This is a genomic window from Marinitoga sp. 1138, assembly GCF_013363265.1.
Lineage (GTDB): Bacteria > Thermotogota > Thermotogae > Petrotogales > Petrotogaceae > Marinitoga > Marinitoga piezophila.
This window is the reverse complement of the sequence record NZ_LBFA01000006.1, coordinates 49,900-71,197: the sequence shown is the minus strand read 5'-3', so window position 1 is coordinate 71,197 and position 21,298 is coordinate 49,900. Positions and strand designations below refer to the sequence as shown.

The window sequence follows — 21,298 nt, the reverse complement described above, 5'->3', positions numbered from 1 at the left end:
ACCAAATAATTGTATATTTGAGGTGAAAGAATGAAAAAATATATTCTATTATTCATATTATTATTTTCAGCTTTATATCTCTTTTCAAAATCACTATTTTTATGGCCACCATACATTACATATAATGGTAAAGATTTATTTTTAAATTTCAAAACAAATGGAATAATTAAAGGACTTTCCATTCATATTATAGATAAAAATCTAAACGAAGTATATTCTATTAAATTACAGGAAAATGAACTTTATCATATGCCAATAAATATTGATTATGTTAATGAAAATTTTGAATATATTATAAAACAAAATTCAAAAGTTATATACAAAAATACATTCAACGAATTTAATCCGTTAAAAAAGGATTTTACATTTGTTGTATATGGAGACACCAGATATTATGATAAACTTCATAGAATGATAGTAGATAAAATAATAGAAGAAAAACCAGATTTTGTAATTAATGTTGGAGATATGGTTGAAAACGGAGAAAATATCAATTATTGGACCAATTTTTTCAATACAATAAAAGGACTAAACATTCCATATTTCCCTATTCCTGGTAATCACGAAAAAAATTCAAATTATTATTATGATGCGTTTATATTACCAAAAGGCGGAGGATTTCAAAACAAACAATGGTATTCATTTAAATATGGGAATTTAAATTTTATTCTTCTTGACTCAATTATTATCAATAATTCAGAACTATTTAAACAGGAAACAATATGGCTTGAACAAACTTTGAAAAACAATAAGAACTATATAAATATAGTAATTTTCCATTATCCGTTTTGGAACAATTCAATTTATGCATGGAGAAGAGATAATAAAATACTTGAAAAAAAATGGCGTCCAATATTTGAAAAATATAACGTTAAACTTGTTTTTAATGGACATGTTCATGCATATGAACGATTTGAATTAAATGGTATTACATATATCACCACTGGTGGCGGCGGCGCACCGTTTGATCCAGGGCATAAAAAAATTTTAAATCCTTATACTAAAAAACTACATTATGGATATCTTGAATATGTTCTTTTAAAAGTAAAATCTGGTAAAATCACAGTCATAACAAAAGCAGTTGGAAAATCGGATAATTATAAGATGAATAATGTAAAATCTTTAGATATGGTTTTAGATTTTTTTGAAATTGATAAATAAACAGTATTAATATTATGCATACAATAGCTTAAAAGAAATTTTTGCTCATATTTAATTATATCCTATAAACATTATGAAATATTGAATTTCACTTTATTTTAAATTTGTGATATCCTATAATTACGAAAACGTTTTCGAAACTACAAATAAAACAATGGGAAGGGATTCAATATGAAAAGAATAAATATCAAAGATGTAGCAAAGGAAGCTGGAGTCTCGATCTCAACAGTTTCAAGAGTAATAAACAAAAGTGCTCCTGTAAAAGAAGAATTGAGAAAAAAAGTAGAAGAGGCAATAAAAAAATTAGAATATAAACCCAGTATAGTTGCAAGAAGTCTTAGAAAAGGGAAAGCGAAAACAATAGGACTTGTTATTCCAGATATTACAGACCCTTATTTTCCGCATATAGTTAAAGGCATAGAAGATTATTTAAAAAAAGAAGATTATACATTGCTATTAAGTAATTCCGGTCAGGATTTAGAACAAGAAACAAAAATCATAGAAACATTTGAATCAAATCATATAGATGGAGTTATTTTTATAGGTAGTGGTCTTACCAATCCTTATTTAAAGCATTTAAAAGAACGTGGGATAAAAGTTGTATATCTCGACAGAATATTAAAAGGGATAGATGTTTCTTATGTAGTAAGTGATAATAAACAGGGAATGCATGATTTGCTCCAATATTTATACGATACAAATCATAGAAGTTTTCACTTTGTAAATGGCAATGAAAATACATTTAGTGCTCAGGTGCGTTACGAAGCTTTTGCTGAATTTATGGAGAAAAATAATATTAAATCATATAAACATATATATTCCTGTTTTTCATATGATGCAGGGTATCAGTATGGAAAAGAAATAGATTTAAAAAAACTTCCAGATGTTATAATGGGTGGTAATGATCTTATAGCCTATGGTTTAATGGATGCGCTTGATGAAAGAGGTGTGAAAATACCTGATGATGTTAGCATTACAGGATTTAATGACATTCCATTTAGCAGACATTATAAACCTTCTTTAACTACAGTAAGACAGCCAATATATAAAATGGGATATACAGCAGCTAATCTTATTATTCAAATAATTAATTCAGATGGACCGGTATTCAAAGGCATAGTTCTGAAAACTGAATTAATAATAAGGAATTCAACTAAAAAAAGAGATTAAATATCTTTAAAGATATTTTTATTCAAAATATAAATTTTATTTCCTTCCTTTTTTATAATACCTTCCTCTTCGAGTTTAGAAAACGCTCTTGAAAGAGATGGTCTTGTAACGCCAAATAAATGAGATAATTGCTCAACAGAATATTCGAGTATTACATAATCATCAGAAGAATCTTTTAATTTTCCTTTTATATGAAATAAGATTTTATCTTTAATATTGTTAAGAGTGATAAACCATAATCTTTGTGAAATAAAAACAAATTTTGTACCCAGATATTCGATCAATTCCTGCAGAAAGTCTTTATTATGCATACATAAATTTAAAACTTCATCTTTATTTATAAATGCTACTGTAGATTTCTCAATTGCAATTATATCAACAGGAATTATAGAATTTTTAGAAAATGTGGCTCCAACAGCAAGAAGGTTTGGAGCCTTTATTTCTTCTATTTCTATGATCTTTCCCTGAGTATCAGACATTTCAGCCTTAACCTGTCCTGATAACAAAATCATTACTTCATTAACCTTTTCTCCACGAAATCTAATAATTTCATCCTTTTTATAAGATTTTATAATCATCTTTTCTGAAGAAATTAACTCTTCTATTTCAGTTATTTTTAATGATTTAAAAATAGGAGTTTTCGATATTTGCTCAAAAATTTGTTGCATAATTTCCCACCTTTATTTCAGACGCTCTAGATTATCAATTGAATTATATCATAATAAAATTTATTCTCGACACTGATAATTTAATATAATATAAATAATTAGTTTTACGAATTTTAGGAGGATAATTGCAAATTTCGACCTGATCCCTGAAAACTAATAAATATAACAGGATATTTATTTAAATACTTTTCTAATATTTCCTTTTCATTCCAGATTTTTAAATAAATTCTCACTGTTTTCTTTCATTGGAAAGAAATGTTCTAACATGCTTATATTTAATGTTTTTTCAAATCTTCTTGGTCTTGTAATTAATATTACATCTCCACCTTCCGAAATATCTTTTATAAGCATACTTTTATTTATGAAAAACATATTGTTTTCTATTATGGTTTTAAAGTTGCTTTCTCCCAGAGGAAGATTTTTTAATTCCTTCATTTTTTTCAACCCAACGGCGTTATTATACCATATACAAAAACTCCTGCATTATTCAATGCAGGAGTTTTTTGTCTCTTTTAGAGAGTGGTTGTAAATTAGATGATGAAAAGTTTAAACACTATGTTTTCAAACAATCATAGTTTCGTTTCTATCTCTTTCAGAGAGCAGTTATATTCGGATAAATACAAATACCAGAAGAGTTACACAATATTCTGGTTGGTTTCTATCTCTTTCAGAGAGCAGTTATATTCGGATGAAGCAATCGATAGCCTCTATGATGGTTCTTTTGATGAAAAGGTTTCTATCTCTTTCAGAGAGCAGTTATATTCGGATTTAAAAGGATTAGTAGTAATGGAAAAAGAGTTCGACTCAGAAAAAGGTTTCTATCTCTTTCAGAGAGCAGTTATATTCGGATCGATAGCTAAAGTAAAAGAAGGTGAACTTTACATTAAAACTGTTTCTATCTCTTTCAGAGAGCAGTTATATTCGGATATATAGCACTCGGAATGGGCGGATAACCGAGTATAAATAAAGTTTCTATCTCTTTCAGAGAGCAGTTATATTCGGATATACCTCACAATGAAGTCGAGACAAGTTATTGTCTCGACGAGTTTCTATCTCTTTCAGAGAGCAGTTATATTCGGATGATTATATTTATGTATCCATCGTGGATAAAGATAAATTCCACGTTTCTATCTCTTTCAGAGAGCAGTTATATTCGGATATGAAATTACTATCAGCATTTTCACACAAAATGTTAAAAGGTTTCTATCTCTTTCAGAGAGCAGTTATATTCGGATCAGAAGAGCTTTCTTTTTTGTTTGATACAGCAACAAAAATTGTTTCTATCTCTTTCAGAGAGCAGTTATATTCGGATAAGAATGGAAAAAAGAAGGGTTTAAATCAATAGAGGATTATGTTTCTATCTCTTTCAGAGAGCAGTTATATTCGGATTATGCTTTACAAGGATATTATGAAACAAGTAAATAAAAATTTGTTTCTATCTCTTTCAGAGAGCAGTTATATTCGGATAGAAAGTACTGTTAGAAAGAATTTTAGAAAGGTGGTGTCTAGTTTCTATCTCTTTCAGAGAGTAGTTATATTCGGATGAAACCGCTGGATGTATACTTCCAGAATGGGTTGTTGATAGTTTCTATCTCTTTCAGAGAGTAGTTATATTCGGATTTTATAATAAACAATATTGGAGAATTAAATGTTTGTAGTATTGTTTCTATCTCTTTCAGAGAGTAGTTATATTCGGATATAAATAAAAAAAATTAAAAATTACTTAAGGAGGATGATTAGTTTCTATCTCTTTCAGAGAGTAGTTATATTCGGATCTTCCTGTGAGGAAGGAAATCTTAGACCTTTTCAACGGTCTGTTTCTATCTCTTTCAGAGAGTAGTTATATTCGGATAAAGAAATCAAAAAATTTAAATATGTAGTAGAAGAGGAATGTTTCTATCTCTTTCAGAGAGTAGTTATATTCGGATAGAATTAACCTTTATAACGACGATTTTATAATTCATGTGAGTTTCTATCTCTTTCAGAGAGTAGTTATATTCGGATGCATTCGATATAATAAATGAAATATTGAATGAAATTAATAGTTTCTATCTCTTTCAGAGAGTAGTTATATTCGGATATTTTGGATGGATTTATTAGAAGGTGCTTCAAGTAATTCTTGTTTCTATCTCTTTCAGAGAGTAGTTATATTCGGATGTTAAAAAGATGTTTAGAAAAGGTATTAAACAAGAATATCGGTTTCTATCTCTTTCAGAGAGTAGTTATATTCGGATTTCTGTCTCCAGTGTGAGGTCGGCTCGCCAAACAGTGCGTAGTTTCTATCTCTTTCAGAGAGTAGTTATATTCGGATTTCTGTCTCCAGTGTGAGGTCGGCTCGCCAAACAGTGCGTAGTTTCTATCTCTTTCAGAGAGTAGTTATATTCGGATTAGAAAGAAAGATTAGAATTAATGTGAATGGAGCAAGAGAGTTTCTATCTCTTTCAGAGAGTAGTTATATTCGGATATTTTAATAAATCAATAAAATTTAGCTAATTTATCTTTCTTTTGTTTCTATCTCTTTCAGAGAGTAGTTATATTCGGATGAAATTGTAAGTTTAAAAGAGGGATATGTCTCAGGTGAATTGTTTCTATCTCTTTCAGAGAGTAGTTATATTCGGATTGATAGTGAATATGAAACAATAGACGAGATAAGTAAATCAGTTTCTATCTCTTTCAGAGAGTAGTTATATTCGGATAACGGGCTTCCAGAATCCAAATTAATAGGGGTGTATTACAGTTTCTATCTCTTTCAGAGAGTAGTTATATTCGGATATAAAGAGAATGGATGTTGTGGATTATGCTTTAATGAATATGTTTCTATCTCTTTCAGAGAGCAGTTATATTCGGATGATTGTATTCAAGTAACTTACGAATACAAAAGAGAAAGAAGTTTCTATCTCTTTCAGAGAGCAGTTATATTCGGATATGCTTGAACTCTTATTTGAGATAGGTGTTTATGCAAAAATGTTTCTATCTCTTTCAGAGAGCAGTTATATTCGGATAGAATTAAAAGAAAGCACAGTGAAAAAGAATTTTAGAAAAGTTTCTATCTCTTTCAGAGAGCAGTTATATTCGGATTTGAAAAAATTATCAGAAAGAGGGGCATTCAATTTTTGAAGTTTCTATCTCTTTCAGAGAGCAGTTATATTCGGATGATAGACTTATTAAACTTTAGAAGTAAAATATAGTATAAAAGTTTCTATCTCTTTCAGAGAGCAGTTATATTCGGATATTATGAAGTAGTTTATATATGTAAAAACAACCGCATTTATGTTTCTATCTCTTTCAGAGAGCAGTTATATTCGGATAAACCTGATTATGATATTATTCATAGAAATAGAGAAAAACAGTTTCTATCTCTTTCAGAGAGCAGTTATATTCGGATATTCCATTTGATGTATTAATTAATCTATTTATAGATGCAGCTGTTTCTATCTCTTTCAGAGAGCAGTTATATTCGGATAGTGTGTGGAGGTTTTTATTACCACCACTTATAATCTATAGTTTCTATCTCTTTCAGAGAGCAGTTATATTCGGATGAGTTTTTAGTTGGTGCTGAAATTATTCAGCACCATGAAGGTTTCTATCTCTTTCAGAGAGCAGTTATATTCGGATTTTTAAATAGTTTATTTTCTATAATTAAGTTATATAATGTTTCTATCTCTTTCAGAGAGCAGTTATATTCGGATGATACAGGATTTGAGTATGGAAAGATGATATATGCTCTTAGTGTTTCTATCTCTTTCAGAGAGCAGTTATATTCGGATTAGAACAATTTAAAGTAGCTTATCCTAACGGTGGAATACAGTTTCTATCTCTTTCAGAGAGTAGTTATATTCGGATACAGTATATTTTAAGAGTTGGAAAGAATTGACATTTGCTTTAGAAGTTTCTATCTCTTTCAGAGAGTAGTTATATTCGGATAAGGGCGTTCTCAAACCTCAGCTTTCCTCAAGCTGAGGTTGTTTCTATCTCTTTCAGAGAGTAGTTATATTCGGATGAGGAAAGAGGAGGATGATAAAAATGTCAAAAATAGATGTAGTTTCTATCTCTTTCAGAGAGTAGTTATATTCGGATAGGATTGAAGATATTAATGAGTTTAAAACAATCCCAGAATTGTTTCTATCTCTTTCAGAGAGTAGTTATATTCGGATAAGAAGCTGGGATGGAAAGTCTCAATTGGAAATTCAGAGAGGTTTCTATCTCTTTCAGAGAGTAGTTATATTCGGATATTGTATGAAAGTATTGAAGTAAGTGTAAATAAAGGTAGCTGTTTCTATCTCTTTCAGAGAGTAGTTATATTCGGATAACTATGGATTTGTAGAAAGCGAATTAATCGGAGTACATTGTTTCTATCTCTTTCAGAGAGTAGTTATATTCGGATATGATGAAGCCTTAATGAAAAAATATGAAAAATTAAATTGGTTTCTATCTCTTTCAGAGAGTAGTTATATTCGGATACAAAGTGATTTACAATAATAGAAAAAAGAGGGTTTAACGCGTTTCTATCTCTTTCAGAGAGTAGTTATATTCGGATGACCTCTGGTACCTTAGTGCAGGTATGCAACAAATGCTGAAGTTTCTATCTCTTTCAGAGAGTAGTTATATTCGGATGGGTTTAACTCAATGGAGGAATGGTTGGAATACTATTCCTGTTTCTATCTCTTTCAGAGAGTAGTTATATTCGGATAGCTGGTTTCTAGAGTGGTTATTATTAGCGTTTTTTAGAAGGTGATTTTTCGAACCTGTTTTTTAATTTTGAAATTTTCAGCATTTTTTCGAATAAAATCTCTGTAATCCACTTTTCATCTATATTCGTACCTGTTTTTCAGTTTTTTTTTGTTTAAGCTGCTTTCAGAGATTTTGTGTTTTTGGATTTAGGTCCGTATACGAACTATTTTTATTATAACATTCTAAAATCCTTTTGTCAAGTAGTTTTTGAAAAGTGTTACAAAATCATAAACCTCTGCGAACCTCGTAGATATGTTTTGGTTTATTTATGCGTATTTTATAATTTTGACTATTTTGCGAATATCTTTCTTTTGTTTTTCTTTTATATTTAGTTTTTTTATAAATCTTTTATTAAATGTAATTGCAACTTATATCAAAAAATCAGTTATTTTATATATAAAAAACCAGCCATCACAAAGAGTAGATGGCTGGAAATTTTAGTTTATATGTATATTTTTATATCTTTCAGAGTTTATTACATTTTCCATTATTTCGAATGGATTTATGTCTTTTCCAGTCAATATGTATTTTAATATTACTGGATTATATCCTGATATTAATGCAGTTCCATTTTCGTCAAATTTAACAGGAACGTCATTTCCGTAACTACTTACATTCCAGAATATTAGTTGTGGCATTGGGTATCCTGCTTTTTCGTACATTTCTTTTATTGCTTCAAAGTTTATTTTACTATTGTCTGATACAGCCATATCAAACTGCATATCGGATATTATGTATATTTTTTCAGGTATATCTTCTATAGTATATCCGCCTTTTTTGGCAGTTTCTAATATTAATTCAAATACTTTTATTATATCTGTATTCGCATCCCAATATGCCTGAGATAATGTCTGGACTTTTTCGTATAATGTTTCTCCTTTTATTTCCTGTAATTCAGGTTTTTCGGAGAAGGTTATAAAGTAATTTTTAAATTTCCCTTTATTTCTTTCAGCAAAGTATATTCCCAATGAAACTGCTACTGTTATTGGGATCAAACTTTCGCCACATCCGTACATTGATCCCGATGTATCCACTACTGCTATGGCATCTTCTTCAAGTCCATAGTCAGGTAGATTTTTCCATAGCATTTCTGCAGTTTCATTTTCTTTATTTAATACCATTTTTACTATGTCATGGGGATATAATGTCCCTGCGTTTATTTTCTTTTTGTTATTTTTTACTTCTTCAAGATATTTTTCATATCTTTCAGCATCATGTTTATAAAATGCTCCATGGTATTTTTTCATTGCCCGGGATGGGACTATTTCATATTCAATGTTATCCCATTTGTTTTCGCTCATATCTCTTTCTACTATTTTTATATACTTTCTTAATTCGGACAACATTTTTCTATATGTTTTTGAGTCCATTTTAAAATATTTTCTGGTTATTTTGGCAAGTTTTACAGAGTGTTTAGAACTTGTGTTTTCGGACTTTAACCATTTTGCCAATAGACTTATTGGCTTGTTATCCTTATAGTTTTTTACATCTTCTATTATTTGTTTATACATAAATTCAAATGCTTCTGTTTCTACCTTTGTTCCAACAAAGGCATATAAATCGTCCCATCTGCCATATTCTGGTACATATTTTATTATCTGCACTGCTATTTCAGGGTATAGATTTCCTAACTTTTTTAATATATGTCTAAATGTTCTTCTTACTCCCTGACCGCCTCTTACATCCCTTGAGTAAAATAATATTTTTATAGCTTTTTCTTTATCTTCTGCAAATGCATTAAGGAATAATTCTTCAAATCTTTTTGGCTGGTTCATTAAAATCCCACATCTGTAAAAGAAATCAACTAAACTATTTCCGCTATTTTTTAAACTCAATGCTCCATTTCCTGTGTAATATACGTTTCCTTCTTCTTTTAATGCTTCCATGAAATTTTTATTCATACTATTCCCTCCTCCACAATTTTTAGTATTAAGCTAATTTTCCGGATTTAAAAATACATTGTAGTTTTATTTGCTGTTGAAAGTCTCTTCTCAACGCTCGAGACTTGAAAATATTTGAGTTTTTTTGAAAACAAGACTTTTTTAAAATTCATTTGAAATGTTGAAAAAAATAAGCTCAAGAATATTTTGTTGCAGTATAAGTCTTTGGATTTTAATGATTTTTCTCTTTGAATTCCATTCCCTTTGTGGAGGAGGGAATATAACAAGGCTCGTTCATAAAATTGTAGATGAAAAAATAAAAAGCTATCTTTTGCTGTTAGAGCCTTTAAAATCCGGATTTAAATTTTTTATTTAATAATATTTTCTAAAATATCATCTCCTTTCGGTTTTGTTGTATATAATAAAAAAAAGAGTCTTGTCGCAACATAATACACTTATGCTACAACAAGACTCTCCTTTCTTCAGGATTTTGAGCCTTCCAAATTACATTGATATTATAATCAATGATTATTGCGTTTATATTATCAATACTTTTCTGTTTTGTAAAAATATATTTATTATAATAAATTGTCAGAAAAATTGTGACTATTTATGTAGAATGTTAGTTATAAATAAATATTTTATAGCAATCTCAAAATCCTATTTATAGCTTTTAAAATAAAAAATTAAAAATAGCCACCTATATACTTAAATAACAACTCTCCCGGAACATAATAAAATGTCCGGGAGAGTCTTTGTTATGGTTTAAATCAAAATAGATGATATATTTTGAATACTGAAACTGTAATTAAGGAAGTTACAGCCATGATTTTTATTAATATATCCAATGAAGGACCAACAGTGTCTTTCAATGGGTCACCTACTGTATCTCCAACAACTGAGGCTTTATGAGCTTCTGTTCCTTTTCCTTCACCTTCAAGATTATTGTTTTCAATGTATTTTTTTGCATTATCCCATGCACCACCTGCATTTGCTGTATAAATTGCAAGCATTACACCACTAAAGGTAGTTCCTGCAAGGAGTCCTCCTACAAATTCAGTACCAAAAATGAATCCTGAAATTATAGGAGTTAATACAGCAATTAAAGCAGGTGTTTTCATTTCTTTTAAAGCTCCTTCACTACTTATTTTTATACATTTATTATAATCAGGCTTGTTTTTTCCTTCCATTAGTCCAGGGATTTCTCTAAATTGTCTCCTTATTTCTTCCACCATTTTTTCGGCTGCATTTACAACAGCATCAATTAAATATGCACTAAAATAAAAAGGTAATGCTGCTCCAAATAATGCCCCTGCAATTGTTCTTGGACTTATTAAATTGATATTTAAAAGTGTTTTTAAATCAACTGCCATATCCGGATTAATTTGTGAATAGACATATGATGCAAATAAGGATAAGGCAGCAAATGCAGCAGAACCAATTGCAAATCCTTTTCCTATAGCTGCAGTTGTATTTCCAACGGAATCAAGCATATCAGTGATTTTTCTTACTTCTGGGTCCAGTTCTGCCATTTCACTAATACCTCCGGCATTGTCAGCAATTGGGCCATATGAATCAACGGAGACAGTTGCGGCTACAAATGAAAGCATTCCCATTGCAGCCATTGCAACACCGTATAATCCTGAAAAATAATTTGCAAGAAGAATTCCAAACATTAGCATGAAGACAGGATACAGTACACTTTTCATTCCTAAAGCCATACCTTTTGAAATGATTATTGCAGGACCGCCTTTTGCAAATGTGGCTAATTCTTGTGTAGGTTTGTATTTGTCGCTTGTGTAATATTCAGCTAATAATCCTATTATAATACCAGAAATAATTCCTAACATAGCTGATAGCCATGGTGAAAATATGCCATATTTAAATCCAAGTAGCTTTAATTCATTTTGAGGAAGGTCTTTGAGGTAATAATATCCAGCTATTAAAGTAAATATTCCTGTAAAGGTTGCAGAGAATAGAAGTGAAGTGTTTAGTTCTTTGTGAGGGTTGTCTGTGCTTTTCTTTTTTATTACATAGAATATTCCCAACATTGCGCCTATTAATCCCATGATTGCAAAGATAACAGGATAAACTATTAATTTATATGTGGTTTCATAAGATATGATGGAATTGTTTTTTGATAGAATAAAGCTGGCATATAGTATTAATATTACTGAAGAGATAATTGCACCTATATAACTTTCAAGCAAATCTGCTCCTAATCCGGCAACGTCACCAACATTATCTCCGACATTGTCTGCTATTGTTGCAGGATTTCTTGGATCATCTTCTGGTAAGGCCAATTCTGTTTTTCCAACAAGATCAGCTCCCATATCAGCGGCTTTTGTATATATTCCACCACCGACTCTATCAAACATTGCAATTACAGAACAACCTAAAGCATAACCAGAGATGACCATTGCAAATGGAATATAGCTTATCCCCAGCCAATTTCTTATTACTTTTATATTTTCGATGTTGAGTAATCCCTGCCATTTTCCAAATATTATATATATTATAATTAGTCCCAATAATGCAAATCCTGCTACTGATAATCCCATTACGCTTCCGCCTTGAAAAGCAACTTTTAGTGTTTTTCCAATATTTTTGGTTGTTCTTGCGCTGTTGGATACACGAACATTTGCATATGTGGCCATTTTCATTCCGACATAACCAGCACTACCACTCATTATAGCTCCTATAACAAATGCAATGCCGGTATTTATATCTGTTACTATAGCCAGGATAATAGAAATAAATACAATGTATATTCCAACTGTTGTGTACTCGTGATTAATAAATGTTCTGGTGCCTTCTCGTATTGCTAAGGCTATTTCACTCATTCTTTCTGTACCTTCATCCAATTTTAATACAGAACGATAATTATACATTGCGAATAATAAGGCTAAAAGAGGTACTGTTATTAATAAATACAGCAACATTGTCCCACCCCACTTTATAGAATTTGTGATTACTTAATGAAATTTTGCACTAATTCTATTTAAATAAAATTTCTCTATTTTAATTATACCACTTTTTGATAGATAAAAGTAATATGTTATTTAGATTTTTCATCTTAACATTTCTTAATATAAGCAAAAAAATGCTAAAAAAATTTAATCTATACTACAGATGTAAAAATAAAAAATAGGAGGGAATGAAGATGAAAAAAAGTATAGGGTTATTTCTTGTTTTAGTATTAGCTATATTAGGTAAAGGTTTTGCTGAAAGATTGATTATTAAAGGATCAAATACGGTGTTTCCAATTGCTCAATTATGGATTGAGGAATTAAAAAAGAATAACCCGGAAATTGAAATTACACTTGAAGGTGCAGGATCATCAACAGGAATAGCAGCTTTGTTTAATGGGACTACGGATATTGCAAATGCAAGTAGATTTTTAAAGAAGAAAGAGATAGATAAGATGAATAGAGAAGGATTATATTTTGCGCCAATAGTTGTGGGATATGACGGAATTGCAATAATTGTAAATCCAAGATTGAAGATTAATAATATCACTTTAAAAACTTTAAAGGGGATTTATACTGGAAAACTTAGAATGTGGAATCAGGTTGATCCAAATTTACCTAAAAAAAGGATTGTTATTTATTCGAGAAATACTGCATCTGGAACATTTGAGACGTTTGAAAAGAAGGTTTTAGATGGAGAAAAGATGTTTCCTACTGTGAAGATGGTTGAATCAACTCAGTTTGAAATTGACCAGGTTGCGAGAAATCCATATGCAATTGCATATGTTGGAGTTGGATATGTTTCTGAAAAGGTTAAAGTGTTAACTGTTGAAGGCGTAAAACCAACAAAATTAAATATTTTAACTGCTAAATATCCGATTTCAAGACCTTTATATATGTTTATAGATGTAACAAATGGATGGCCTGAATCTGGACCTGTTAAGGAATATATCACGTTTGGATTGTCGAAAAAAGGACAGGAACTTGTTGAAAAGGCAGGATATGTAGCGGCATATGGTTTTTAATGAGGTGATTTTTTTGAGGGAGTTAAAAGATAAGTTGAATTTTATGCTTATTAATATAACTGCATTTCTGGGGATAGGGGCTTTGATATTGATATTTGTTTTTATTATTCATGAGTCTATACCGGCATTGAAAAGTGCCGGTATAGAAATATTCACGAGTTTTAACTGGTATCCAACTTATGATGAGCCTGAATACGGTATTTTAACTATGTTAATTAATTCTATTTTATTGACGATTTTTACATCTCTTATAGTTATCCCTTTAGGATATATTGTAGCTTTTTTTATGTATGAATATGCAAAGCCATTTGAAAAAAGATTAATAAAGTCTGCAATAGATCTTCTTTCTGGAGTTCCATCTGTGATTATTGGTATGTTTCTTGTAATTTATCTTTCTCCGTTGATGTTAGAAATAGGAGCATGGTCTCCGGAAAATATGTTGTTAGCTGTGTCAGGACTTGTTTTATTGTCTTTTCCATATACAGCATCATTAATGGAGGAAGCTTTGAGTTCTGTTGATAAGAGTTTGAAGGAAGGAGCGCTGGCATTGGGAAGTACACGATTTACAGCGGTATTTAAGATTGTTACTCTTGCAGCGTTGCCTGGAATAGTTAATTCCATTATTTTAACAATCAATAGGGTAATTGGGGAGACAATGGTTGTATTAATGGCTGCGGGAGGAGCGAATATGCTTCCACAATCTATTTTTGATCCTGTGAGACCATTAACTGCTGCAATAGCAAGTGAGATGGGAGAGGTGGAAATTGGAAGTATTCATTATTCTGCTCTATTTGTTTCAGGGCTTGTGTTATTGGTAATTTCTGTTATTCTTACTATATCTTCAAAAAATTTTGTGAGGAGTTATGAAAATGGCAAGAGATAAGGTTGTATCTGTTGTGTTTAGAAGTATTAGTTATTTGCTTTTTGCTATAGTATTTATAATATTTGCGTTTGTTATTTTTGATGGTATAAGGTTTTTTTCTTTTGGATTTTTTATACAATTTCCAAAAGATATGATGACAGAAGGAGGTATTTTTCCTGCAATATTGGGAAGTTTTTATTTGTTATTTTTAACTCTTGCAATATCGATACCTGTTGGAGTTTTAACGGGAATATTTCTTTCAGAGTATGGCGATAATAGAATTGGAAGATTACTTGATATAGCTATAACATCGTTGTCTGGAGTTCCTTCTATTGTTTTCGGACTTTTTGGACTCGCGTTGTTTTCTATTACAATGGGATTAAAAACATCTTTAATTTCAGGAGCTTTAACGCTTTCTGTTATGGCATTGCCAATAATTTCATCTGCAACTAAAGAAGCTTTAAGGGCTATTCCAGATGTATTAAGAGAATCGGCTTATGCACTTGGTGCAAAGAAAACGGAGATGATATTTAAGGTAATATTGCCTGCAGCTAAATCGAGAATTTTAACAGCTGTGTTAATTGGATCTGGAAGGGTTATGGGAGAAACTGCCCCGGTTTTGCTTACAGCTGCTGTTTTTTATTCAACGCAATTGCCAGGAAGTATAAAAGATCCTGTAATGACTTTGCCTACACATATATATAATATTGTTATGGCATATGGAGCTGATGCACAATGGATGGCAAAGGGAACAGCTTCTGTATTGATGATAGTAGTATTAATAATATATTCTTTTGCGTTTAGATTGAGGAGGAAGATAAATGGCAACTGAAACAATAATTAAAAGTTGTAATGATATAATTACTGTAAGAAATTTTAATGCGTGGTATGGTGATAAACAGGCTCTTAAAGATATTAATATAACTATTAAGGAGAATAAGATAAGTGCTATTATAGGGCCATCTGGATGCGGAAAGTCTACGTTATTAAGAAGCATTAATAGAATGAATGATACTATACCGGAATATAGAATTAGTGGGGAGATTTGTTTTGAAGGAAAGAATATATATGATAGTAAAATTGATCTTACAATATATAGGAAAAAGGTTGGTATGGTATTCCAGAAACCTGTGCCATTTCCCATGTCTATATATGAGAATGTGGCTTTTGGTTTGAAGATTCATGGAGTGAAAGATAAGCAAAAGATTGATGAGATAGTTGAAATTTCATTAAGGAAAGCAGCATTATGGAAAGAGGTAAAGGATGAATTACATAAGTCTGCTCTTGCACTTTCTGGCGGGCAACAACAAAGGCTTGTTATTGCAAGAGCGCTTGCTGTCGATCCAGAGGTTATATTGCTTGATGAACCTACTTCTGCTTTAGATCCAATTGCGACTCAGAGAATAGAGTTGCTTTTAGAGGAACTTTCAGAAAAATATACTATTGTTATTGTAACGCATAATCTTTCTCAGGCTATTAGAATTTCAGATTATCTTTATTTTATGTATCAGGGTGAATTAATAGAAAGCGGAAAAACTTCTGAGATAATAGAAAATCCACAAAATCAACTTACCGAAGATTATTTAAATGGAAGAATAGGATAATGGGGGTTATATAATGAAAAATATACATCATTTTGAGAATGAAATTTTGATTTTAAAGGCTGATATATCAAAGATGTTATCGTTGATTCTTGAGTCTTTTAATATGTCAATTAAAGCACTTGAAGGAAATAATAAAATGCTGGCTAAAAGAGTATTAGATCTTGATGATAAAATTGATAATTTAAATAGAAAGATAGAAGAAGAGGTTTATCAATTAATTGCAAGGTATAATCCCCTTGCAAAAGAGTTAAGATATATAATCACAATGATAAAGTTTTCCAATAATCTCGAAAGAATAGGAGATTTGTCCTGTAATATAGCGCAAAAAACATTTGAATTTGAAGAGTTAAACGAACATGCAAAATTAAATGAAAATATGCTGAAAATGATAGGTTTATCTTTAGAGATGCTTAAGGAGGTATTCAGAGCTTTTAATGAAAGGAATATAGAACTTGCAATAGAAATATGGAAAAAGGATAACATTATAGACGAACTTGAAATAGAAAATAGAAAAAATATATTAGAAGATTTTAAAAATGGGAAATACGATGAACGTTCTATTATTCCATATGTTTTAATAGCAAGAGATATTGAAAGAATTTCTGATCAGGTTACTAATCTTTGTGAGGAGATTGTGTATATTGAAAAAGGAGAGGAAATATTGAAATATATTTAGGAGGGGAATAATGGCATCTATTTTAATTGTTGAGGATGATAGTGATATTCGCGAAATTTTGAGGACATATCTGGAAATTGAAAAATATGATGTTTTTGAGGTTGAAAATATTCAGGAAATGAAAGCATTTCTTTCTAAAAATCATGTGGATATTATTCTTCTTGATATTATGCTTCCTGATGGAGATTCTGTGGAAATTCTCCCTTATATTCGTTCAGCAAATAGAAATACCGGGATTATAATTGTTTCTGCAAAGAATACAGATAGGGATAAGATATATGGAATAGAAAGTGGAGCTGATGATTATGTAACAAAGCCGTTTAATCCGCGAGAGGTTGTTGCAAGAGTGCGTGCTCTTCTAAAAAGACTTAAAAACGAAGATGAGAAATTGGAATTTGGACCACTTGAAATTTTTTCTGGAAATTATGTGGTTAAACATAAAAATAATGTAATAGATTTAACTGCAAAAGAATTTGAAATTTTGCTGTTATTAGCTAAAAATAATAAGAAGATTTTTTCAAGAGAAGAAATTATTGATAGAATCTGGTTTGACAGTGATTATATAACAGATAGAGTTGTAGATGTTCATATTAGTATGATTAGATCTAAAATAGGAAAAGGATGGATTAAAACTGTAAGGAATTTTGGATATAAGTTTAATCCTCAGGCATGGGAAGTGGAGGAATAATATGGATACGAAAATCCTGGATTTTATAGAAGAAGCGTATATTGAACTCGATAAGATAAAAGTGAAGGAAATTAATAAATCGGCAATGGATTTTGGATTTAAGAAAGGAATTGAGTTAATAAACATAATTACGTTTAATGAAATAGATGAGTTTATTAAAGCTATTATTAATAATGAAGATTTTGAAATAGAAACCACTGTCTATTTTTTTCAGGGAGAAAGTAAATATTGTTTTTTAAAATATCTATCAAATTATAATGTGTTGATTATAAAGGATCAAACAGAAAAGGAATTGGTAAAAAAGGTGAAATCTGATTTTATAACTTCATTATCCCATGAAATAAGAACACCATTGTCTGTTGCAAAAGGTAATATATATCTTGCTATGGATATTTTAAACGATAATGAAGCGATTAAACCATTAAAGAAGGTTAGAGATTCTATTAATAAAATAGAGAGGATTCTTGATCAATTGACTTTGTTATCGTTGGCTGAATTTGAGAATTATGTTTTAAAATTCGAAATTTTTGATCCTCAAAAGATTTTTGAAGATGTAAAAAATGATCTCGAGGAGAAAATTAAAAGAAAGAATGTTAGTATTGATCTGGATTTAAATGTAGAAATGCTTAAAGGAGATCCTTTTGTAATTTATACAATATTGAGAAATCTTATTTCAAATGCAGTAAAATATTCATATGAAAACTCCAGGGTATATGTATCTATTTTTGAAGATAAAATAATAGTAAAAGATGAAGGAATAGGAATACGTGATGAAGAAAAGGAAAGAGTGTTTGAGAGATTTTATCGTGGAGTTGATGCGAAAAAATATGCTCGTGGTTCCGGTCTTGGACTTGCTATAGTAAAATATCTGTGTAATCTTGCAGGTTATAAAATAGAATATAATTCTCAATGGATGGTTGGTTCTACGTTTATTATCCATTTGAATACAGATATGTAAAAAAGTATATGATATAATATATATGCAAATTACATAGTGGATGGTGATTGCAATAGATAGAGTAAAAAAGTATATAATGGAAGAAAAACTGATAGTATTTTTATTTGTTTTTTTAATAATAATTTCATTTATGTATAAAATTTCACCAGTTCAATATCCAGAATTAATAAACTGGAAAACAATATTTTTTCTTTCGGGATTATTATTAATTACTAAATCAATTGAACTATCAAATTATTTTCACCATATAGCGATATTTATGGTTAAAAAGGCGCATTATGAAAGGAATCTTGTATATTTTTTAATAATAATTTCAACTTTTCTGGCGATGATTTTGACCAATGATATAACGCTTTTTATTGTAATTCCTTTAACAATAAAACTAAAAAAACTGGTAAATTTTGATTTTTCTCGAATAATAATTCTTGAAATAATAGCTGTAAATATTGGTTCTTCATTAACTCCTATTGGAAATCCTCAAAATATATTTATATGGCATAATTATGGCACAGGTGTGTTTAATTTTATTTTAAAAATGATGCCTTTTTTTCTTTTGGAATTTTTCCTTTTGATTGTATATGCAACATTTCTTGTGAAAAATAAGAAAATGGAAATAGTTATTAGTGATGAAAAATACGATAATAACGCTTTTTTTAATTCGTTAATAATCCTTTTAATGTACATAATTTCTTCGAATTACGAAGATTTTTTTTATTTGTTTTTAGGAGTAATTTTTGTTTATTATTTAATTACTAAAAAATCAGTAATATCTAAATGTGATTGGAATATAATTCTTCTTTTTATTCTGTTTTTTATTAATTTTAATATATTATCCATGATACCTGAAATAAAATATTTTATTGAACATTTTGGTTTGAATAATGGAAAAAATTTGTTTTTGTTTAGTACAGGATTGTCGCAGATAATAAGTAATGTTCCTGCAACTATATTTTTATCTAACTACACAGATAACTGGTATTATTTAAGTTATGGAGTTAATTTGGCTGGAACAGGATTTATAATAGGTTCTCTTGCAAATATTATAGGATTGAGAATTTCTAAGATTGAAAATGGAATGAAAACATATCATAAATATGCAATACCATATTTTTTAATTTCATTGTTATTAATATCATTAATAATAAAATAAACAGGCGCGAATTTACGCGCCTGTTTATTTTATATAATTATTTATTGTGTTTTGCTGCTATATTTAATGACCAGGCTAATCCTCCAAATAATACAACACCTGCAAAAATCATGAATGCTATTGCGCTTCCTGACATATTTTCGCCCCCTTAATCCTCTACTGTAATTTCAGTAACCTTTTCATTATACTTTTCGTCTTTTGAAGGCATTTTAGCAAGTATATATCCAATTACTGGAACAGCTAAGAAAATAACAAAACCAACTGTTAATGCCCATGCTGGATATCCGCCGTATGGATTTTTCATTTCATCATAGATATTTAATCCTAAAATGGAGATTAAAACAATAGGAATAATGTATTTTAAAGAAATGTCAAACCAAGCACCGATTTTTACTTCAGAAACTGAATTGATGTATTCTCTTAATTTTTCTGCACCAAAAACCCAGCCAATAACAATTGATTCTAATATACCAACAACCAATAATGCATATGTTCCCATATAGTGATCGATAATATCTAACCAGTATAATCCTCCTTGTGTTGCAAATAAGAGTCCGAAGATAAATCCTAATACTGAGAAACCAACTAAGAATGTTTTCTTATTTACTTTAAATTTGTCTCCAGCTGCAGCTTCTGTTGCTTCAACAAGTGAGAATGCTGAGTCAATACCAAGTGTTAATAACATAATAAAGAATGCTAAACCAATTATTGACTGAACTACAGCACCGCCAGGGATTAATGAAATAGCCTGTGGATAAACAACGAATGCTAATCCAATTCCACCGCTAACTACTTCATCAACTGGGACCTGCATTTGTGTAGCCATATATCCTAAAACGGAAAATACAGCGATACCAGCAAGGAATGAAGTTGCTGAGTTACCAAGAGCAGTAATAATAGCATTATTAGCAACATCATTTTTCTTATCATTATAACTACCATATGCAATCATAATACCAAATGCAACACTTAATGAGAAGAATATCTGTCCAAATGCATTAGCCCATACTCTTGGTTCAGCTAATTTTGCAAAGTTTGGTTCAAATAAGAAATTTAAACCTGTGGCTGCACCTTCAAGTGTTACACCTCTGATTCCTAATAAAACTAAGAGAATAATTGGTAATGGAACAGTCCACATAACAGTTTTTCCAACTGATTCTGTACCTTTTCTTAATATTAAATATACCCATAACCAGGCAATTAATAATCCAATAACTATTGGCCATCTTAATCCACCTAATTGTCCAGGGCCATCTGTTAATTTTAAGAAGTCACCAAAGAAGAAACCTTTTGGATCACCTTTCCATGCAGGACCAAATGAGAAGTATAAATAGTTAAAAATCCAGGCCATAATAACGTTATAATAAAATACGATTATAGAACCAGTTAATACAGCCCACCAACCGATAAATTCAGCACCTTTCGAAATTTTTCCCAGAGCTTTTGGAGCACTACTTTGTAAACCCTGACCTATTCCAAATTCTGCCATTAAAATTGGTATACCAGCAAGAAATAGAGCAATGAAATATGGAATATAAAATGCTCCACCTCCATTGGAATATGCCATATATGGGAATCTCCAGGCATTCCCAAGACCTGCGGCAGAACCTACGGCTGCTAAAACAAACGCCCATCTTGAACCCCACTTTTGTCTAGCCAAAGTTAACACCCCTTTCTATGTAAAGATAATATATGTTAATATTTACATCTTAAGTTTTCGATTTTAATTACTTTATTAAAATTAGTACAAAAATAT

At 30.2% G+C, this 21,298-nt stretch carries 16 protein-coding genes and 1 CRISPR repeat array; of the genes, 10 read left to right on the top strand and 6 right to left on the bottom strand.

What is annotated here, in order from left to right; translation table 11 throughout:
* Positions 1-30: 30 nt before the first annotated feature.
* Complete coding sequence (locus XO11_RS02205) at positions 31-1,161, top strand: metallophosphoesterase (protein ID WP_175418100.1); 1,131 nt, start codon at positions 31-33, stop codon at positions 1,159-1,161.
* Between the two features lie 171 nt (positions 1,162-1,332).
* On the top strand, positions 1,333-2,331 hold the full coding sequence (locus XO11_RS02200) for a LacI family DNA-binding transcriptional regulator (protein ID WP_075780278.1): 999 nt from the start codon (positions 1,333-1,335) through the stop codon (positions 2,329-2,331).
* Here the strand turns inward: XO11_RS02200 and XO11_RS02195 are convergent.
* The 4 genes from XO11_RS02195 to XO11_RS02180 form a co-directional block, all read right to left on the bottom strand.
* Positions 2,328-2,999, bottom strand: coding sequence for a Crp/Fnr family transcriptional regulator (locus tag XO11_RS02195; protein ID WP_175418099.1), 672 nt, complete (start codon positions 2,997-2,999; stop codon positions 2,328-2,330). The genes XO11_RS02200 and XO11_RS02195 overlap by 4 nt on opposite strands.
* A gap of 204 nt (positions 3,000-3,203) precedes the next feature.
* A complete protein-coding gene (locus XO11_RS02190; RefSeq protein ID WP_254873289.1) occupies positions 3,204-3,434 on the bottom strand; it encodes an AAA family ATPase in 231 nt (76 codons plus the stop codon).
* A 144-nt stretch (positions 3,435-3,578) separates the two neighbouring features.
* Positions 3,579-7,689: a CRISPR direct-repeat array (repeat unit 36 nt; unit sequence GTTTCTATCTCTTTCAGAGAGTAGTTATATTCGGAT).
* 478 nt (positions 7,690-8,167) lie between these two features.
* Complete coding sequence (locus tag XO11_RS02185) at positions 8,168-9,631, bottom strand: DUF2828 family protein (protein WP_175418098.1); 1,464 nt, start codon at positions 9,629-9,631, stop codon at positions 8,168-8,170.
* 749 nt (positions 9,632-10,380) lie between these two features.
* The gene (locus tag XO11_RS02180; RefSeq protein ID WP_014295916.1) at positions 10,381-12,552 is read right to left on the bottom strand and encodes a sodium-translocating pyrophosphatase; all 2,172 of its coding nucleotides are present in this window, start codon (positions 12,550-12,552) and stop codon (positions 10,381-10,383) included.
* Positions 12,553-12,773: 221 nt separating this feature from the next.
* Between XO11_RS02180 and XO11_RS02175 the strand changes: the two genes are divergently transcribed.
* From XO11_RS02175 to XO11_RS02140, 8 genes are read left to right on the top strand one after another with little or no spacing between them, the layout of a single operon-like run.
* Positions 12,774-13,604 (top strand): phosphate ABC transporter substrate-binding protein PstS family protein, encoded by an 831-nt coding sequence (locus XO11_RS02175; RefSeq protein WP_175418097.1) that lies wholly within the window; start codon positions 12,774-12,776, stop codon positions 13,602-13,604.
* Positions 13,605-13,647: 43 nt separating this feature from the next.
* Positions 13,648-14,487, top strand: coding sequence for a PstC family ABC transporter permease (locus XO11_RS02170; protein ID WP_175418168.1), 840 nt, complete (start codon positions 13,648-13,650; stop codon positions 14,485-14,487).
* Positions 14,474-15,298, top strand: a complete 825-nt coding sequence (gene pstA, locus XO11_RS02165) for a phosphate ABC transporter permease PstA (protein ID WP_175418096.1) — start codon at positions 14,474-14,476, stop codon at positions 15,296-15,298. The genes XO11_RS02170 and pstA overlap by 14 nt, the downstream gene beginning before the upstream one ends.
* The gene (gene pstB, locus XO11_RS02160; RefSeq protein WP_175418095.1) at positions 15,288-16,070 is read left to right on the top strand and encodes a phosphate ABC transporter ATP-binding protein PstB; all 783 of its coding nucleotides are present in this window, start codon (positions 15,288-15,290) and stop codon (positions 16,068-16,070) included. The genes pstA and pstB overlap by 11 nt, the downstream gene beginning before the upstream one ends.
* 13 nt (positions 16,071-16,083) lie before the next feature.
* A complete protein-coding gene (gene phoU, locus XO11_RS02155) occupies positions 16,084-16,746 on the top strand; it encodes a phosphate signaling complex protein PhoU (RefSeq protein WP_175418094.1) in 663 nt (220 codons plus the stop codon).
* Positions 16,747-16,756: 10 nt separating this feature from the next.
* A complete protein-coding gene (locus XO11_RS02150; RefSeq protein ID WP_014295910.1) occupies positions 16,757-17,434 on the top strand; it encodes a response regulator transcription factor in 678 nt (225 codons plus the stop codon).
* Position 17,435: 1 nt separating this feature from the next.
* Positions 17,436-18,392 carry a HAMP domain-containing sensor histidine kinase gene (locus tag XO11_RS02145; RefSeq protein ID WP_014295909.1) on the top strand — a complete coding sequence of 319 codons (957 nt, stop codon included), beginning with the start codon at positions 17,436-17,438 and terminating at the stop codon, positions 18,390-18,392.
* A 40-nt stretch (positions 18,393-18,432) separates the two neighbouring features.
* The gene (locus tag XO11_RS02140) at positions 18,433-19,542 is read left to right on the top strand and encodes an SLC13 family permease (protein ID WP_014295908.1); all 1,110 of its coding nucleotides are present in this window, start codon (positions 18,433-18,435) and stop codon (positions 19,540-19,542) included.
* Between the two features lie 37 nt (positions 19,543-19,579).
* On the opposite strand, the gene XO11_RS02135 is transcribed toward XO11_RS02140, so the two are convergent.
* Together XO11_RS02135 and XO11_RS02130 are read right to left on the bottom strand one after the other, a co-directional pair.
* Positions 19,580-19,678 carry a MetS family NSS transporter small subunit gene (locus tag XO11_RS02135; RefSeq protein ID WP_014295907.1) on the bottom strand — a complete coding sequence of 33 codons (99 nt, stop codon included), beginning with the start codon at positions 19,676-19,678 and terminating at the stop codon, positions 19,580-19,582.
* A 12-nt stretch (positions 19,679-19,690) separates the two neighbouring features.
* A complete protein-coding gene (locus XO11_RS02130) occupies positions 19,691-21,202 on the bottom strand; it encodes a sodium-dependent transporter (RefSeq protein WP_014295906.1) in 1,512 nt (503 codons plus the stop codon).
* Positions 21,203-21,298: the final 96 nt, after the last annotated feature.

Coding starts and splice junctions, on each gene's coding strand:
- XO11_RS02205 (WP_175418100.1), top strand. CDS start 31: ATGAAAAAATATATTCTATTATTCATATTATTATTTTCAGCTTTATAT.
- XO11_RS02200 (WP_075780278.1), top strand. CDS start 1,333: ATGAAAAGAATAAATATCAAAGATGTAGCAAAGGAAGCTGGAGTCTCG.
- XO11_RS02195 (WP_175418099.1), bottom strand. CDS start 2,999: ATGCAACAAATTTTTGAGCAAATATCGAAAACTCCTATTTTTAAATCA.
- XO11_RS02190 (WP_254873289.1), bottom strand. CDS start 3,434: ATGAAGGAATTAAAAAATCTTCCTCTGGGAGAAAGCAACTTTAAAACC.
- XO11_RS02185 (WP_175418098.1), bottom strand. CDS start 9,631: ATGAATAAAAATTTCATGGAAGCATTAAAAGAAGAAGGAAACGTATAT.
- XO11_RS02180 (WP_014295916.1), bottom strand. CDS start 12,552: ATGTTGCTGTATTTATTAATAACAGTACCTCTTTTAGCCTTATTATTC.
- XO11_RS02175 (WP_175418097.1), top strand. CDS start 12,774: ATGAAAAAAAGTATAGGGTTATTTCTTGTTTTAGTATTAGCTATATTA.
- XO11_RS02170 (WP_175418168.1), top strand. CDS start 13,648: ATGCTTATTAATATAACTGCATTTCTGGGGATAGGGGCTTTGATATTG.
- pstA (WP_175418096.1), top strand. CDS start 14,474: ATGGCAAGAGATAAGGTTGTATCTGTTGTGTTTAGAAGTATTAGTTAT.
- pstB (WP_175418095.1), top strand. CDS start 15,288: ATGGCAACTGAAACAATAATTAAAAGTTGTAATGATATAATTACTGTA.
- phoU (WP_175418094.1), top strand. CDS start 16,084: ATGAAAAATATACATCATTTTGAGAATGAAATTTTGATTTTAAAGGCT.
- XO11_RS02150 (WP_014295910.1), top strand. CDS start 16,757: ATGGCATCTATTTTAATTGTTGAGGATGATAGTGATATTCGCGAAATT.
- XO11_RS02145 (WP_014295909.1), top strand. CDS start 17,436: ATGGATACGAAAATCCTGGATTTTATAGAAGAAGCGTATATTGAACTC.
- XO11_RS02140 (WP_014295908.1), top strand. CDS start 18,433: ATGGTGATTGCAATAGATAGAGTAAAAAAGTATATAATGGAAGAAAAA.
- XO11_RS02135 (WP_014295907.1), bottom strand. CDS start 19,678: ATGTCAGGAAGCGCAATAGCATTCATGATTTTTGCAGGTGTTGTATTA.